This window comes from Geodermatophilus sp. SYSU D01176 (genome assembly GCF_054050015.1).
This window is the reverse complement of record NZ_JBJGYN010000022.1, coordinates 1-15,207: the sequence shown is the minus strand read 5'-3', so window position 1 is coordinate 15,207 and position 15,207 is coordinate 1. Positions and strand designations below refer to the sequence as shown.

The 15,207-nt window shown below is 75.9% G+C and carries 19 protein-coding genes and 1 pseudogene; 8 read left to right on the top strand and 12 right to left on the bottom strand.

Annotated elements, in window-relative coordinates; genetic code table 11:
* Positions 1–106: 106 nt before the first annotated feature.
* Genes ACI78Z_RS13380 through ACI78Z_RS13365 form a run of 4 tightly spaced genes read right to left on the bottom strand, consistent with a single transcriptional unit; the run spans position 107 to position 2,890 of the window.
* Positions 107–1,768, bottom strand: coding sequence for a bifunctional 3'-5' exonuclease/DNA polymerase (locus ACI78Z_RS13380; RefSeq protein ID WP_457037026.1), 1,662 nt, complete (start codon positions 1,766–1,768; stop codon positions 107–109).
* Positions 1,769–1,825: 57 nt separating this feature from the next.
* Positions 1,826–2,212 (bottom strand): cupin domain-containing protein, encoded by a 387-nt coding sequence (locus tag ACI78Z_RS13375; RefSeq protein WP_457037025.1) that lies wholly within the window; start codon positions 2,210–2,212, stop codon positions 1,826–1,828.
* Between the two features lie 55 nt (positions 2,213–2,267).
* Entirely contained in the window at positions 2,268–2,693 is a 426-nt protein-coding gene (locus ACI78Z_RS13370; RefSeq protein WP_457037024.1) for a PIN domain-containing protein, read from the bottom strand.
* Positions 2,684–2,890, bottom strand: coding sequence for a DUF2191 domain-containing protein (locus tag ACI78Z_RS13365; RefSeq protein WP_457037023.1), 207 nt, complete (start codon positions 2,888–2,890; stop codon positions 2,684–2,686). The genes ACI78Z_RS13370 and ACI78Z_RS13365 overlap by 10 nt, the downstream gene beginning before the upstream one ends.
* A 171-nt stretch (positions 2,891–3,061) precedes the next feature.
* On the opposite strand from ACI78Z_RS13365, the gene ACI78Z_RS13360 reads away from it, so the two are divergent.
* The 7 genes and pseudogenes from ACI78Z_RS13360 (at position 3,062) to ACI78Z_RS13330 (ending at position 7,492) form a co-directional block, all read left to right on the top strand.
* A complete protein-coding gene (locus ACI78Z_RS13360) occupies positions 3,062–3,832 on the top strand; it encodes an MBL fold metallo-hydrolase (protein ID WP_457037022.1) in 771 nt (256 codons plus the stop codon).
* A gap of 20 nt (positions 3,833–3,852) precedes the next feature.
* The gene (locus ACI78Z_RS13355; protein WP_457037021.1) at positions 3,853–5,016 is read left to right on the top strand and encodes an acyl-CoA dehydrogenase family protein; all 1,164 of its coding nucleotides are present in this window, start codon (positions 3,853–3,855) and stop codon (positions 5,014–5,016) included.
* A 220-nt stretch (positions 5,017–5,236) separates the two neighbouring features.
* Positions 5,237–5,563: a hypothetical protein gene (locus tag ACI78Z_RS13350; protein WP_457037020.1), complete on the top strand. Its 327-nt coding sequence runs from the start codon at positions 5,237–5,239 to the stop codon at positions 5,561–5,563.
* 151 nt (positions 5,564–5,714) lie between these two features.
* The gene (locus ACI78Z_RS13345; RefSeq protein ID WP_457037019.1) at positions 5,715–6,452 is read left to right on the top strand and encodes an ANTAR domain-containing protein; all 738 of its coding nucleotides are present in this window, start codon (positions 5,715–5,717) and stop codon (positions 6,450–6,452) included.
* Between the two features lie 71 nt (positions 6,453–6,523).
* Positions 6,524–6,958: pseudogene (locus tag ACI78Z_RS13340) on the top strand (P-type ATPase); the annotation flags it as partial.
* A gap of 97 nt (positions 6,959–7,055) precedes the next feature.
* Positions 7,056–7,352, top strand: a complete 297-nt coding sequence (locus tag ACI78Z_RS13335) for a hypothetical protein (RefSeq protein WP_457037091.1) — start codon at positions 7,056–7,058, stop codon at positions 7,350–7,352.
* A complete protein-coding gene (locus tag ACI78Z_RS13330; protein ID WP_457037089.1) occupies positions 7,316–7,492 on the top strand; it encodes a hypothetical protein in 177 nt (58 codons plus the stop codon). Before ACI78Z_RS13335 ends, ACI78Z_RS13330 begins: the two co-directional genes overlap by 37 nt.
* A 12-nt stretch (positions 7,493–7,504) precedes the next feature.
* Here ACI78Z_RS13330 and ACI78Z_RS13325 read toward each other — a convergent pair whose 3' ends face one another.
* The 6 genes from ACI78Z_RS13325 to rocD all read right to left on the bottom strand — a co-directional run bounded on the left by ACI78Z_RS13325 (position 7,505) and on the right by rocD (position 13,292).
* Entirely contained in the window at positions 7,505–8,827 is a 1,323-nt protein-coding gene (locus ACI78Z_RS13325; protein WP_457037018.1) for an ATP-dependent 6-phosphofructokinase, read from the bottom strand.
* Between the two features lie 81 nt (positions 8,828–8,908).
* Positions 8,909–9,931: a zinc-dependent alcohol dehydrogenase family protein gene (locus ACI78Z_RS13320; protein WP_457037017.1), complete on the bottom strand. Its 1,023-nt coding sequence runs from the start codon at positions 9,929–9,931 to the stop codon at positions 8,909–8,911.
* A gap of 220 nt (positions 9,932–10,151) precedes the next feature.
* A complete protein-coding gene (locus tag ACI78Z_RS13315; protein ID WP_457037016.1) occupies positions 10,152–11,261 on the bottom strand; it encodes an FAD-dependent oxidoreductase in 1,110 nt (369 codons plus the stop codon).
* Complete coding sequence (locus ACI78Z_RS13310; RefSeq protein ID WP_457037015.1) at positions 11,258–11,503, bottom strand: helix-turn-helix domain-containing protein; 246 nt, start codon at positions 11,501–11,503, stop codon at positions 11,258–11,260. The genes ACI78Z_RS13315 and ACI78Z_RS13310 overlap by 4 nt, the downstream gene beginning before the upstream one ends.
* Complete coding sequence (locus ACI78Z_RS13305; protein ID WP_457037014.1) at positions 11,503–11,982, bottom strand: DUF2975 domain-containing protein; 480 nt, start codon at positions 11,980–11,982, stop codon at positions 11,503–11,505. Before ACI78Z_RS13305 ends, ACI78Z_RS13310 begins: the two co-directional genes overlap by 1 nt.
* 71 nt (positions 11,983–12,053) lie before the next feature.
* On the bottom strand, positions 12,054–13,292 hold the full coding sequence (gene rocD / locus ACI78Z_RS13300) for an ornithine--oxo-acid transaminase (RefSeq protein WP_457037013.1): 1,239 nt from the start codon (positions 13,290–13,292) through the stop codon (positions 12,054–12,056).
* A 174-nt stretch (positions 13,293–13,466) separates the two neighbouring features.
* On the opposite strand from rocD, the gene ACI78Z_RS13295 reads away from it, so the two are divergent.
* A complete protein-coding gene (locus ACI78Z_RS13295; RefSeq protein ID WP_457037012.1) occupies positions 13,467–13,928 on the top strand; it encodes an Lrp/AsnC family transcriptional regulator in 462 nt (153 codons plus the stop codon).
* A gap of 154 nt (positions 13,929–14,082) precedes the next feature.
* Here the strand turns inward: ACI78Z_RS13295 and ACI78Z_RS13290 are convergent, their stop codons facing one another.
* Positions 14,083–14,505, bottom strand: a complete 423-nt coding sequence (locus ACI78Z_RS13290) for a response regulator (protein WP_457037011.1) — start codon at positions 14,503–14,505, stop codon at positions 14,083–14,085.
* A 96-nt stretch (positions 14,506–14,601) separates the two neighbouring features.
* Positions 14,602–15,129: an acyl-CoA thioesterase gene (locus tag ACI78Z_RS13285; protein WP_457037010.1), complete on the bottom strand. Its 528-nt coding sequence runs from the start codon at positions 15,127–15,129 to the stop codon at positions 14,602–14,604.
* Positions 15,130–15,207 lie beyond the last annotated feature (78 nt).

Genomic DNA, 15,207 nt, shown 5'->3' with positions numbered 1-15,207 from the left:
TGGCGGGAGGCTACGGAGGCCGTCGGAGGTGGTGACAAGGGCGCTCGTCCGACGATGCCGAACCCCCCTGCTCGCACTGCGCGTCGCAGACGGGCCGCCCCCGGACTCAGCCGGCGTCGGCCCAGGAGCGGACGACGGCGACGTCGAGCGGGAAGTCGACGGGGAACCCGCCGAACAGCAGCCGGCCGGCCGTGGCGGCGGCCCGCCGGACCTCCTCCACGACCTCGGCGGCGAGGTGCTCCGGCGTGTGCACGACGACCTCGTCGTGCAGGAAGAAGACCAGGTGCGGCCGCTGCTCCAGCGGCTCCGCGCCGCCGAGGCGCCACAGCCGGTTGCGGAGGTCGGCCAGCCAGCACAGCGCCCACTCGGCCCCGGTGCCCTGGACGACGAAGTTGCGGGTGAACCGCCCCCAGGCGCGGCGGTGCCGGTCGCGGTCCTCCCGGGAGCCCGCTGCCTCGGCCGGCTCGCCGAGTGCGACCGCGCGCTCCGCCCACGCGCCGGTGGGCCGCGGCGAGCCGCGGCCGAGCAGGGTGTGCACGACCTCGCCGCGCTCCCCCGCCCGCGCGGCCTCCTCCACCAGTCCGATGGCGCGGGGGTACCGGCGGGCCAGCCGGGGCAGGATCCGGCCGCTCTCGCCCCGGGTGGCGCCGTACATCGCGCCGAGCAGCGCCAGCTTCGCCTGCGCCCGCGTCTCGACGGTGCCGGCGGCCACCATGCCCTCGTAGAGGTCGGCGGCGCGGGCCGCCTCGGCCATGGCGCCGTCCCCGCTCATGCCGGCGAGCACCCGCGGCTCCAGCTGGGCGACGTCGGCGACGACGAGCCGCCAGCCGTCGTCGGCCACCGCCGCGGGGCGCACCTGCGTCGGCACCGACAGCGCTCCCCCGCCGTTGGACGCCCACCGCCCGGTGACCACGCCACCGGGCACGAACCACGACCGGAACCGGCCGTCGCGCACCCAGGCGTCCAGCCACGCCCAGCCGTTCGCGGTCAGCAGCCGGGAGAGCTTCCTGTGCTCCAGCAGGGGCGGGACGACGGGGTGGTCCAGCTGCTCCAGCGTCCAGGACCGGGTGTCCTCCACGGCCAGGCCCGCGGCCTGCAGCGCCGTCAGCAGCGCGCCGGGCGAGTCGGGGTTCAGCTCCGGCGCCCGCAGCGCGGCGCGGACCTCGCCGGCCAGCGCCTCCAGCACCGCCGGGCGGGAGCCGGGCAGCGGGCGCGGCCCCAGCAGCTCGGTGAGCAGACGCGCGTGCACGTCGGCCCGCCACGGCAGCCCGGCGTGCGTCATCTCGGCGGCCACCAGCGCGCCGGAGGACTCGGCCGCCAGCAGCAGGCCCAGCCGGTGCGGCTGCGCGGAGGCGGCGACGGCGGCCTGCTGGCGCCCGTGCTCGGCCACCGGGTCGAGGGCGTCGGCGGGGTCGTCGAGCGGGAAGAGGCCGGGGTCGGTCGCGGTGACCGGCTGCAGTGCGTCCCAGCCGGCGGTCTCGTCGACCCCCAGCAGGGCCTGCTGGACGAAGGGCGAGCGCCGCAGCAGCGCGTGGGTGAGCCGCAGGTCGGTGCAGCGCTCGACCCGGACCCCGGCGTCCAGCAGCGACGGGTACCAGCGGGTGGTGTCGTCCCACACCCAGCGGACCGGCGTGCGCTCCCGGTCCCGGACGAAGGCCGCGAGCCCACCGGCGGGGAGCCGGGTGACACCGGCCGGCGTCCCGTCGCCGGTGAGCTCGCGCGCCTCCACGGCGCCCTCTGCCCGGCGGACGAGGACGACCCGGTTCACGCCGGCAGTCTCGCCGTCCGGTCCGACAGGTCGCGCGCACCCCCGAGGGGGCGTCGGTCACCCGTCGTCGGAGAACCGGTAGACCACGTCGTCGATCGAGTCCGCCGCGAACGCGTACACGAACCGGAGCACCCCCTCGCCGGTGTTGCGGACACCGTGCTCCGCGTCGCCGGGGATGAACACCGCCGCCCCCGCCGCCACCGGGTGTTCGACCCCGTCCAGGACGACGACCCCGCTGCCCTCGACGAGGTGGTAGACCTCGGCCTGGGTGTGCCGGTGGAGCCCCAGCCAGCCGCCGGGCCCCAGCTCGGCCACCCCGGTGTAGAGGGAGGACGTCGGCGTCCGGTCGGCGCTGAACAGCACCCGGAAGGAGACGTCCCCGCGCACCGGGTCGTCCCACACCTCGGACTCGACCCGGCTGCTGTCGCGGACCTGTGGCTGCACCGCCCCATCCTCGCCGCGCGCCCCCTGCGCCGCAGACGGGACGGGAGCGCCGTCGTCAGGGCACCGAGCCGGCCGGGACGACCCACTCGGTGCCCTGGCCGGTCACGGCGGCCACGGTGTCGAAGTCCCCGTCGTAGTGCAGCACGGTCACCCGGTGCCGCTCGGCGACGGCACCGGTGACCAGGTCGGCCAGCCCGACCGCCCGCCACCGGCCGGCGTCGGCCAGCGCCGCCTGCACCTGGAGCGCGCGCTGCCAGTCCTCGTCCTCGGTGGGCAGGTACTCGTAGGCCAGCCGGCGGTCGGCCCGGACCTCCCGGTATTCCCGCGGCGACCGCGCGCTGTACAGGGCCTCCAGGTCCAGGGCGGCGCAGGTGGCGAGCAGTCCCGCGGACAGCAGGGGGACGACGCGGTCGGCGACCCGCGGGTGCGGCATCCTCGCGGCCGCGCTGGTGTCGAGGAGGTAGCGGGCGACTACCGCCACGCCCGGTCCCGGTCCTCCCCGGCGGCGAGGAGGGCCGAGGACCCGTCGATCAGCCGTTCCACCTCGCGCCGGCGGGCCGCGGCGGCGGCCGCCTCGCGCAGCGCCCGGCCGACCGTCTCCCGGATCGTCGCGGTCGACAGCGCCGCCCGCGCCGCCTCGAGGTCGGCGTCGTCGATCTCCACCAGGCGCTTCGTCACCCGACCAGGATATACCCGACACGGGACGGCGTATATCCGGACCGGGTCGTCCGCCGCGCGCCCTGACCGGCTCCGCCGGGCCGGGGCCGGCCCGCGTCCCACGCCCTAGGGTCCCCCTCGTGCGCCCGACGTCGGGCACCGCCGCTGCCGCCGACCCCGGGAGGTACCCCCGTGTCCGATGCCACCGGAACCGCTGAGCCGATCCGGGTCCGCGTCCTCGGCGGGCCGACCGCGCTCGTCGAGTACGGCGGCCTGCGGTTCCTCACCGACCCGACGTTCGACGCCCCCGGCGACTACCCGCTCGGCGGCGGCCGCTCCCTCACCAAGACCGCACCGTGCGCCGCCGACCCGGCCGACCTGGGTCCCCTCGACGCGGTCCTGCTCTCCCACGACCAGCACCCCGACAACCTCGACACCTCCGGCCGCGCCGTGCTCGCCGAGGTCCCGCTGGTCCTCACCACCCGCAGCGCCGCGGCCCGCCTCGGCGGGACGACGCGGGCGCTGGCCCCCTGGGACGCCGTGGACCTCCCCCGCCCCGACGGCGGCACCGTCACGGTGACCGCGACGCCCGCCCGGCACGGCCCGGAGGGGTGCGAGCCGGTCACCGGCGAGGTCGTCGGCTTCCTGCTGACCGCCGCGGACCTGCCCACGGTGCACGTCAGCGGCGACAACGCGTCGCTGGACGTCGTCCGCCAGATCGCCGGACGGGCCGGGCCGGTGGACACCGCGGTGCTGTTCGCCGGCGCGGCCCGCACCGCGCTGTTCGACGGCGCCCTGCTCACCCTCGACGGGGCCCGGGCCGCCGAGGCCGCGACGATCCTCGGCGCGCGCCGGGTGGTCCCCGCCCACTGCGACAGCTGGGCGCACTTCTCCGAGGGCCGGGACGACGTCGTGGCCGCCTTCACCGCGGCCGGGATCGCCGACCGCCTGGAGCTGGGCTGAACCACGGGGAGGGAGCCCCCGTGCCCGGCGCTCCCTCCGACGTGGACGCGCTGCGCGCCCGCACCCGCGCGGTGTGCGCCGGGTTCCCAAACGCGTACTGGCGCGAGGCCGACCGCGAGCGCCGCTACCCCCAGGAGTTCGTCGACACCCTCACCGCGGCCGGCCTGCTGTCGGTCCTCGTCCCGGCCGGGTACGGCGGCGCCGGGCTGGGCGTGACCGCGGCGTCGGTGGTCCTGGAGGAGATCAACCGCTCCGGCGGGCACTCGGCCGCCTGCCACGCGCAGCTGTACACGATGGGCGCCCTGCTCCGGCACGGCAGCGAGGCCCTCAAGGACGCCTACCTGCCGCTCATCGCCCGCGGCGAGCTGCGGCTGCAGGCCTTCTCGGTCACCGAGGCCGCCGCCGGGTCGGACACCACGGCCATCGCCACCACCGCCACCCGCGACGGCGACGACTTCGTCATCACCGGGCACAAGAACTGGACCAGCCGCATCCTCGAGTCCGACCTGGCGCTCGTCCTCGCCCGGACCAGCGAGCGGACGGCCGACCGGACGCGCGGGCTGACCCTCTTCCTGGTCGACCTGCGGCAGGTGCGCGCCGAGCAGCCGGACACCCTCGAGGTCGTGCCGGTGCGGACGATGGTCAACTACGCCACCAACGAGGTGCACTACCGCGGCATGAGGGTGCCGGCCGACCACGTCGTCGGCGAGGTCGACGCCGGCTTCCGGTACGTCATCGACGGGTGGAACGCCGAGCGCGTCCTGCTCGCCGCCGAGGCCATCGGCGACGGCTACTGGTTCGTCGAACGCGCCGTCGCCTACGCGAACGGGCGGGAGGTGTTCGGCCGCCCCATCGGCGCCCACCAGGGCGTCCAGTTCCCCCTGGCCGACGCCTACATGCAGGTGCGGGCGGCGGACCTCATGCGCTACGAGGCCGCCCGGCTGTTCGACGCCGGGCAGCCCTGCGGTGCCGAGGCCAACATGGCCAAGCACCTGGCCTCCGAGGCGAGCTGGGCCGCGGCGAACACCGCGCTGGACACCCACGGCGGGAACGGCTTCGTCGACCGGTACGACGTCGAGCGCAAGTTCCGCGAGACGCGGCTGTACCGGGTGGCCCCGGTCAGCAACAACATGGTCAAGGCCTTCGTCGCCACCAAGGTGCTGGGCCTGCCGCGGTCCTACTGAGCGGCCGGCCGCTCTCCACCAGCGGGGCGCACGCGATGACGTCGTCCTCCCGGCTACCGGCCGCGGGGTCGACGGCGCCGCCGCAGCTGGGCGTCGTCGGTGGTGCCGCAGCCCTCGCTGGCCGGGACGTCGCCCTGCACCGGCCGGCACGCGGCGCCGTTCGGCGCTGTCCCCCGTCGTCGGGTGAACGCCGCCCGGACCGGGCGCGTACCCCCGGCGGGTGAGGACCGCGGACGTCCTCGTCGTCCGCCCACCCGCACCGGGCGCCGCCGCCGGGGCGCATCCCCCGGCGGTCCCGGTCGCCGACCTGGAGGAGTCGGTCGTCGGTGCCGGCACCGGCCGACGGCGCACGGAGCCGTGCATGGACGACGAGCGCATCACCTGGACCAACTGCCCCCGCTGCGACGAGCAGGCCGCCGTCGGCTGGCGGATCGGCACCGCGCGCGACGGCACGGTCCGGGAGGACCCGGTGTCGTTCGACTGCAGCGCCGGCTGCCGGCTGACCGAGCTGCAGCTCCTCTACTGGTTCGCCGGCCGACGCGGGTGACCCGCCGGACACGCGGTCCGGCCCGTTCCGTCGGACACCCCGGGGTTCGGGCACCGGCCCGGTGGGCACCGGACCGGCGTTCGGGTCCAACAGCCGGCTCGACCCTCGTCCCTGGAGCCTCGTGTCGTGGGCCCGGACACCGGAGGCAGCCGTGGACATCGCCATCCGCTTCGCCGAGGCGCTGGAGGACCGCTCCGACGGTCGGCCCGACCCGGACCTGCTCGCGGTGCGCCTGGCCCGCGCCGCCGCCACCGTGCTGCCCGTCGACGGGGTCGGGCTGAGCGTCCACGGGGAGCGGGACGTGCGCACCCCGCTGGCCGCCAGCAGCGAGGTCGCCGCGACGGCCGAGCGGCTGCAGTTCACCGCAGGCAGCGGGCCGTGCCTGCTGGCCGCCCAGTCCGGCCTGCCGGTCTTCGGCACCGAGCGACAGCTGGCGCTCCGGTGGCCGGTCTTCCACGACCTGCTGGTCACCGCCACGCCGCTGCGCAGCGTCCTCGCCCTGTCCCTCCGCGGACGCCTGCGGGGCCTGGGCGGCATGGACCTCTACTGCGCCGACCCGGACGGGGCCACCGCCATCGACGCCCTCCAGGCCCGGTGCGTCGCCGAGCTCGTCTCCGGCCACCTCGCCGACGCCGCCGACTGGTCGGTCTGGGCACCCACCGAGCAGCCGGCGTGGACCGACACCCCGGACGCGCGCCGGCGCGGCCGGCTGTGGATCGCCGTCGGCATGCTCATGCTCGCCCTGGAGGTCCCCACGGCGGACGCCCTCGCCCTGCTGCGCGGCTACGCCTACGCCGCGGGCCGGACCGCCGACGACGTCGCCGCCGAGCTGGTCGAGCGCCGGCTGCGTCCCGAGCGGCTGCTCGAGGGCGCCGACAGCGACCGCTGACCGCGACCCCCTGCGGGCAGCCGGGACCCCGCTGTGGACCGGCGGCCCGCCGAGCGGTGCCCGTCCTGCCGATGCAGACCCCCGGGGACGGCCGGGAGGACGGGCGGGATGCACGTGCAGCAGCAGGGGACGGCGGACGGCGCCGTCCTCCCGCCGGGCTGACGCAGCGGGAGGCCGAGGCCCGGCGCCGGCGCCGGCGCGGGGAGCGCAACATTGCCGTCTCCGGCTCCTCCCCCAGCTACGCCCGGATCCTGCGCACCGACGTCTTCTCCAACTTCACGGTGCGCGGCGACGTGCTGCACACCCGGCCTGGCGACCAGGTCGTCGTCGACGGCCCGGTGCAGCGCGGCGGCCTGGTGGAGGTCGACGAGTCGCTGCCGACCGGCGAGTCCGAGGCGCTGCGGAGGAAGCCCGGCGAGGACCTGCTGTCGGGCAGCTCCTGCGTCGGCGGGGAGGGCCACCAGCTCGCCCGCGACGTCCGTGCCGCCGGCCACGCCAGCCGGCTCACCGCCGACATACGCCGGGTGTCCACCGACGCGACGCCGCGGCAGCGGCGGATCGACCGGGGACCGGCGCCCCGCGCTGCTCGTCGCCGGCCTCGTCGTGGTCTTCACCGGGATGCTCTTCGTCCCCGCGGTGACGGACCACTTCGGCCTCACCGAGGCCGCCGGCCCGGTGTTCCGGACGGTGATCCCCGCGCTGGTCGTCTGGTTCGCCGTCCTGACGGCGGTCTACCGGTTCCGGCTGCTGGAGCGCGCACTCGGGCTGCCGCCCGCTCCCGCCGCCCGGTCGCGGCCGGACACCGACGGGCACTTACTGCCGCCGGGAGGCCCCGCACCGGCTGCGCGTGCCAGGCTCCCGGCATGGCCTTCGACCTGCACCGCGCCGACGGCGAAGTGATCCGCTACGACGACGACGCCCGCTTCAGCTTCACGGCCACCGGCCACCTCGTCGTGTACGACGCCGCTGGCAACAAGACGCTGTTCAGCCACCACAGCTGGGACCGGTTGGAGGAGCCGGTGCCCCCGCCCGGGGAGTGACGCCGGCGCGGCTCACTCGAAGCGCACGGGCTGCCCGGTCGCCTCGAGCACCGACATCCACAGGTCGCCCAGCGGGTCGACGTGGTTGCGGCGGCTGACCGCCAGCGGCATGGGCATGTGCACGAACCGCCGCCGTCTGCGGGCGACGATGACCTCCGTGCGCCCGGCCATCGCGGCGTGCACGGCGGCGTGGGCGAGGCGGAGGCAGTAGGCGCTGTCGTAGGGGTTGGCCGGGACGCTGCGGATGGCGTAGCTGGGGTCGAAGTAGCGGACGTTGTTCTCCACACCGGCGGCGTCCAGGTGCTCGACGATCCGCTTGCGCAGCAGCCGGCCGATGTCGCCGAAGCGGACGTTGCCCGAGGCGTCCCGGCCCGGCTCCTCCTCCTCGACGTGCTCCTGGCCGGCGCCCTCGGCGACGACCACCACGGCGTGCCCCCGCTCCTGCACCCGGTGCCGCAGGTGCTCCAGGAACCCCCGCTCCCCGTCGAGGGCAAAGGGCACCTCGGGGATGAGGACGTAGTCGGCGTCGTCCTTGGCCAGGGTCGAGTAGCAGGCGATGAAGCCGGAGTGCCGGCCCATGAGCTTGACCAGACCGATCCCCCCGGGCGCGGAGCGGGCCTCGACGTTGGCCGCGTGGATGGACTTCGTCGCCTCCGCCATCGCGGTCTGGAAGCCGAAGCTCTGGTCGATGTAGGGGATGTCGTTGTCGATCGTCTTCGGGATCCCGACCACCGCGACCTTCAGGCCCCGCTCGCCGACCACGCGGACGATCTCCATCGCCCCGCGGATGGTCCCGTCGCCGCCGATGACGAAGAGGATGTTGATGTTGAGCCGTTCGAGGGCGTCGACGACCTCCTCGGGGTCCTGCTCGCCCCGGGAGGTGCCGAGGATCGTGCCGCCCTCGTCGTCGATGTGCATCACGACCTCCGGGGTGAGGTCGACGACGTCCTCCCCGTACCGCGGGACGAACCCGCGGTAGCCGTTGCGGAAACCGACGATGCGCCGGACCCCGTAGTGCCGGGAGAGCTGGAGCACCAGCCCGCGGATGACGTCGTTCAGGCCGGGACACAGGCCGCCGCAGGTGACGATCCCGACCCGGGTCTTGGCCGGGTCGAAGTAGATCCGCTTCCGGGGGCCGCCGGGCTCCAGGCTGGGCAGCTGCTCGACGGGCAGGCCGCGGGCACCGGCCATGGAGATGGTGTCGTCGAAGAGGATCCGGTCCTCCTCCTCGACCGAGTGCTGGGTCGTCTCCCGGCCGCTGAGCCGGGAGGCGAGCGGGGAGTCGATCCGGCAGGGTCCGAGCGTGCGCACGGCGAGGTCCTCGTGTCCGACCATGCCGGGAACGCTGCCACACCCCCGGGCGCCGGCCGCGACCCCCTGCCGGGACGGCGACGGGCGCCCGGGAGCGGGCCGGGGTCAGGGGCGCAGCAGGACCTTGATCGCCCGTCGCTCGTCCATCGCGCGGTAGCCCTCGGCGGCCTGCTCGAGCGGCAGCTCGAGGTCGAACACCCGGCCGGGGTCGATCGCGCGGGCGCAGATCAGGTCGATCAGCTCCGGCAGGAACCGGCGCACCGGAGCCGGGCCGCCGTGCAGGTGGACGTGCGAGCCGAACAGCTCCTCCCCCGGCAGCTCGACGCCGTGGGCGACGCCCACGTAGCCGACGTGCCCGCCGGGGCGGGTGGCGCGGATGGCCTGCATCATCGACTCCTGGGTGCCCACGGCCTCGATGACCGAGTGCGCACCCAGCCCGCCGGTGAGGTCCTTGATCCGGGCGACGCCCTCGTCGCCGCGCTCCTCCACGATGTCGGTCGCGCCGAACTCGCGCGCCAGCTGCTGGCGGGACCCGTGGCGGCTCATCGCGACGACCCGCTCGGCGCCCAGCTGCCGCGCCGCCAGGATCCCGAGCAGGCCCACGGCGCCGTCGCCGACGACCGCGACGGTCCTGCCGGGGCCGGCCTCGGCGGCCACCGCGGCGAACCAGCCGGTGCCCAGCACGTCCGACGCCGCCAGCAGGCCGGGGACCAGGTCGTCGGAGGGCAGGCCGGGGGTGGCGACGAGCGTGCCGTCGGCCAGCGGGACCCGCAGCCGGTCGGCCTGCGCGCCGAGGGCGCCGACCGGCTCCCGGTCGACGCAGGCGGACTGGTAGCCGGCCCGGCAGAGCTCGCAGGTGTTGTCGGAGGCGAAGAACGAGCCGACGACGAACTGCCCGGGCCGGACGGTGGTGACCGCGCTGCCGACGTCCTCGACCACCCCGACGTACTCGTGGCCCATCGGGGACGGCCCGTCCACGGCCGCGATGCCGCGGTAGGGCCACAGGTCCGACCCGCACACGCAGGTGGCGGTCAGCCGGATGACCGCGTCGGTGGGCCGCTCGATCGCCGGGTCGGGGCGGTCCTCGACGCGGACGTCGCCGGGGGCGTGCAGGACTGCTCCTCGCATGACTGCTCCGTCTCTCTGGTCGGGTGGCGCGGGCGACCCGCCGCGCCGGGCCGCGGGGCGTGGACGAGCAGCTCGGTGCTGTCGCCGGCGGCCGGTACCGCCGCCGGGGTGCAGCTGCGCTCCCCGGCGACCGCTGCGGCCCTACCCAGACCTGCCCGGAGCGCACCCCACCGGGGACCCTGCACGTACCGCCCGGCCGGCGACCGGTCGGCCGGGGCGCTCAGGGCGCCGGGAAGGACCGGTCGCCGAAGAGGACGCGGCGGGCCGCGGCCCGCCCGAGCGGCGTGCGCAGCAGCGGGAACGCCGCCGCCGCGACGGCGGGCGTGCGCACCTGGGCCAGCCCGCGGCGCAGCAGCAGCCGGCCTCGGAAGCGGGCGCGCAGCGCGGCTCCGTCGTAGGCGCGCACCGCCTCCGGGTGGCCGGTCCGCAGGGCGTCGTCGAGGACGGCGGCGGCGTGCTCCGACAGCCGCAGGCACGGGTCGAGGCCCCCGGCGGTGAGCGGGGAGACCGCGCCCGCCGCGTCCCCGACGAGCAGCCCGTCGGCGCAGCTGATCCGCCGCAGCAGCCCACCGACGGGGATCGGGCCGCCGCGCCGCTCCACCTCCGCCGGGCGGCCGGCGCGGGGCAGGCCGGGCGCCGAGGCGGCGAACCGGGCCAGGGCCCGGCGCATCCCCTCGGGGAAGCGGTCGGCGTAGCCGGCGACGCCGACGTGGGCGTGCCGCCCGTCGTCGACCACCCAGGCGAGGTAGCCCGGGGCGAGCAACGGGTCGAGGACGCAGTGGAAGGTCGGCGGCTGCCCGCTGCCCGACACCGCGAAGACCTCCTCGGCGCCGACCAGCAGGTGGTCGTTGCGGTCCAGGCCGAGGTCGCGGGCGACCCGCGAGCGGGCTCCGTCGGCGCCGACGACGAACCGCGCCCGCACGCGGAGCGGCCCCTCCGGGCCGGCCAGCAGGCAGGCGCCGTCCCGCCGGCCGGCGTACCGGGTGCCGAGCGTGATCCGCACCCCGGCGTCGGCGGCGGTGCGGGCCGCCGCGGTGTACAGCGCCGCCATGTCTGCCACCCGGTACTCGTCGCGCTCGCTGACCAGCTCGACCGGACGGCCGCGTCCCGGGGGGTGGAGCACCACCCGCCGGACCGGCGGCCCGAGGCACCCGGCCGGCAGCGGGAAGTCGTCGAGCGTCCTGCGGACGAAGATGCCCGTGGTGCGGATCGCGCCGGCGAGCGTGGCCCGCCGCTCGGCGAGCAGCACGTCGTGGCCCTGCCGGGCGAGCAGCGTGGCCGTGTGCAGCCCGGCCAGCCCGGCTCCGACCACCAGGACGTCGACGCTCACCGGCGGGCCTGGCGGGCGACGTCCGGTGCCTCGTGCTCGTCCGGGACCCACTCCAGGAGGTCACCGGGCTGGCAGTCCAGCACCCGGCACATGGCCTCCAGCGTGCTGAACCGGACGGCCTTGGCGCGGCCGTTCTTCAGCACCGCGACGTTCGCCGGCGTGAGCCCGACGCGCTCGGCGAACTCGCCGACGCTCATCTTGCGCCGGGCCAGCTCGACGTCGATGCGGACGACGATCGGCATCAGATGACCGCTTCCATGTCGGTCCGCAGCGTCGTGGCCTGCTGCAGCAGCGCGCGCATCACCACCACGAGCAGACCGACCACGGCCCCGGCCACGAGCAGCAGCAGGAGCACGAGCGGCGGGCCGGGGAGCCCGACGCGGACGACGGACCAGACGAACGTGCCGAGCAGGAGGAGCTCCGCCGCGGCGATCGCGCCCACGATGCCGTCCACCCAGGCCATGGACGCCTCGCTGAAGATGCGGTCGTCCTCGACCAGGGTGAGCAGCTGCCAGGTGCACACGATGACGACCTGGACGCAGCCCAGCCCCAGGACGGCGACTCCGAGCGTCGGCCACCGCAGGTACGCCAGGTCCGGCGAGTCCGCCGCCATCGCCCCCGAGAGCGCCGGCAGGAACACCACCTGGGCCAGCACCAGGGCGGCGAACGCCACCGCGAGCAGGAACCGGAGCGGGCCGACCACCCGACGCGTCGTGACCACGCATCGATCCTCGACAACTGCCTATCGAAAGTCAATCGACAACGCGCGGGGCGCGGTCCGGTGTCCGGAGGTCAGCGCCCTCCCTCGTCGACCACGGCGGCGAGGGCGTCCACGGCCCGGTCGAGGTCCTCGGGCTCGATCACCAGCGGCGGTGACAGCCGGATGGTCTGCCCGTGCGCGTCCTTGACCAGGACCCCGCGCTCGGCCAGCCGCTCGCAGGCGGCGCGCCCGGTCATCAGGGCGGGGTCGACGTCGATCCCGGCCCACAGCCCCCGGGTGCGCACCGCCGTCACCCCGTGCCCGACCAGGCCCTCGAGCCGGTTCCGCAGCTGCACGCCCAACGCGGCCGCCCGCTCCTGGTACTCGCCGGTCTCCAGCAGGCCCACCACGGCGTGCCCGACCGCCGCCGCCAGGGGGTTGCCGCCGAACGTCGACCCGTGGCTGCCCGGCGTGAGGACGCCGAGGACCTCGCGGGTGGACACCACCGCCGACACCGGCACGATGCCGCCGCCGAGGGCCTTGCCCAGCAGGTACACGTCCGGGACGACGCCCTCCAGCTCGCAGGCGAAGGTGGCCCCCGTCCGACCCAGCCCGGACTGCACCTCGTCGGCGATGAACAGCACGCCGGCGTCGGTGCACGCCTGCCGCACCGCGGCGAGGTAGCCCGGCGGCGGCACGACGACGCCGGCCTCGCCCTGCACCGGCTCGAGCAGCACCGCGACCGTCTCGGGCGTGAGCGCCGCCCGCAGCGCGTCGGCGTCGCCGTACGGGACGACGGTGAAGCCCGGGGTGAACGGGCCGAAGCCGTCGCGCGCGGAGTCGTCGGTGGAGAAGCTGACGATCGTGGTGGTGCGGCCGTGGAAGTTGCCCGCCGCGACGACGACCTGCGCCCGGTCGGTGGGTACGCCCTTGACCCGGTAGCCCCAGCGGCGGGCGACCTTGATGCCGGTCTCCACCGCCTCGGCCCCGGTGTTCATCGGGAGCACCAGGTCCATCCCGGCGAGGGCGGCCAGGTCCCGGGCGAAGGGCCCGAGGCGGTCGTTGTGGAAGGCGCGGCTGGTGAGCGTCACCCGCTCCAGCTGCTCGTGGGCCGCCCGGAGCAGGACCGGGTGCCCGTGGCCGAAGTTGAGCGCCGAGTACCCGGCGAGGCAGTCGAGGTAGCGACGGCCGTCGACGTCGGTGACCCACGCGCCGCGCGCCTCGGCCACGACCACCGGCAGGGGCGCGTAGTTCGGCGCCGTCACCGACCCGGTGAGTGCGGCGTGCTCGCTCGAGGACAACCGGTTGTCGGTGTGCTGCAGCGCGACCATGGGGACCCTCCCTGGGCTCGGACGGCGGACCGCGCGCGGGCCGGCCGGGTCCGCGGCGGGACCGGCCGGCGCCCGTGCACCGTCGAGGCTAGGAACGTCGCATGTCGCGATCAATGCGCCTCCGTTGCGTCCTGGACGCCGATCCGTTGCGTCTTCACCGCTACGGTGACCGATGTGTTGCAGAGGACCGCGGACCGCCTGGACCCGCTCGACCGGCAGATCATCGGCTGCCTGACCCGCGACGCCCGCGCCACCTACGCCGTCATCGGCGACGAGGTGGGCCTGTCCGCGCCGGCGGTCAAGCGCCGCGTGGACCGACTGCTCGCCGAGGGGGTGATCCGCGGGTTCACCGCGCTGGTCGACCCGGAGGTCCTCGGCTGGACGACCGAGGCCTACGTGGAGGTCTACTGGGAGGGGACGCCGTCCCCGCTGGAGCTGCGCCGCAGCCTGGAGAAGGTCCCCGAGATCGTCGGCGCGTGGAGCGTCACCGGCTCCGCGGACGCGCTGGTGCACATCCTGGCCGCCGACATCCCGCACCTGGAGGAGGCCATCGAGCGGCTCCGGCAGCAGCCCAACGTCCACCAGACCCGCAGCGAGGTGGTGCTCTCCCGGCTGATCGACCGCGCGGGGCCCTGAGCCCGCCCGGCAGCGGCCGCGCGGTTCCCGGGTTGGTCGGGGGAGCCAACTGGCGAGATCGGCGATCTCGCGCGCTTCGAGGCCGGAACCGTGCGAGACCGCCGATCTCGCCGCTGTGACGGCACGAACCGTCAACCGAATCAGCACACCGCTGTCAGAGGCAGAACGGGCAGCCCGCGCCGCCGGCGGCGACCGTGCGCAGGCACCGCAGCAGCGGACCGAGACGGGCGCCCTTCGGCACCAGGGCTCGCGCTCCGACGGCCTCGGCCTCGGTCCGGAGCTCCGGGCCCTCGCCGGTCAGCAGGATCACCCGGGCCTCGGAGTGCGCGGCACGCAGCGCCGCGGTGGCCGCCAGCCCGTCCATCCCGGCCATGGAGACGTCCATGAAGACGACGTCGGGTGCCAGCCGCGCCGCGGCCTCCACTGCCTGCGATCCGTCGTCGCACTCGCCGACGACGGTGAGGTCGTCCTCGTCGGACAGCGCGTCGGCCAGGGCCCTGCGCACCAGCGGGTGGTCGTCGACGAGGAGCACGCGGATCCCGCCCTGGGAGGCGCCGGCGCAGTTCTCACAGCTCACCCTCCACCTCCCGATCGTGCGACCGGTGGATGGTACGGACCCCGTCGCCGTGGGCGGCGCCACCCGGTCGTGCCGCGTCCGCCGGAGGCGTGCCCGTCAGCGCGCTTTCCCCGCACGGATCTCCGTGGTCACCCGCTCGATCTCCCGGCGCAGCTCCCGGCGGCGGCCGGCCGCGTCGTGGCGCCGGTGCTCCTCGGGGGTCCGGGGCTGCCACGGGGGCACCTCCACGGGACGCCCGTCGGGCCCGATCGCGACCATCGTGAAGTAGCAGCTGTTGGTGTGCCGGACGACCTGGCTGACCAGGTCCTCGGTCGTCACCCGGACGCCGATCTCCATGGAGGTGCGTCCGGTGCGGTTCACGCTGGCCTGGAAGGTCACCAGCTCGCCCACGTGGACCGGTTCCCGGAAGACTACCTGGTCCACCGAGAGCGTGACGGCGTAGGTCCGCGACCAGCGGGTCGCGCAGGTGTAGGCGACCTGGTCCAGGTACTTCAGGAGCAGGCCGCCGTGGACGTTGCCCGCGAAGTTCGACATGTCGGGCGTCATCAGGATCGTCATCGACAGGCGGTGGAGGTCGTCGTCCCTGCCGCCGCGGTCCGCCGGTGGCTCGGTGTTCGTGGACATCTCCGGATCCTCCTGTGCGCGACGTGTCGACGGGTCCGTCGGGGACGTGGAGCGGGCGGGGACCCGAGGTCCCCGCCC

Bases quoted from the DNA above. Each gene is read 5' to 3' on its own strand.
- ACI78Z_RS13285 (WP_457037010.1), bottom strand. From the start codon at position 15,129: ATGTCCACGAACACCGAGCCACCGGCGGACCGCGGCGGCAGGGACGAC.
- rocD (WP_457037013.1), bottom strand. From the start codon at position 13,292: ATGGTCGCGCTGCAGCACACCGACAACCGGTTGTCCTCGAGCGAGCAC.
- ACI78Z_RS13310 (WP_457037015.1), bottom strand. From the start codon at position 11,503: ATGCCGATCGTCGTCCGCATCGACGTCGAGCTGGCCCGGCGCAAGATG.
- ACI78Z_RS13330 (WP_457037089.1), top strand. From the start codon at position 7,316: ATGGCCTTCGACCTGCACCGCGCCGACGGCGAAGTGATCCGCTACGAC.
- ACI78Z_RS13320 (WP_457037017.1), bottom strand. From the start codon at position 9,931: ATGCGAGGAGCAGTCCTGCACGCCCCCGGCGACGTCCGCGTCGAGGAC.
- ACI78Z_RS13325 (WP_457037018.1), bottom strand. From the start codon at position 8,827: ATGGTCGGACACGAGGACCTCGCCGTGCGCACGCTCGGACCCTGCCGG.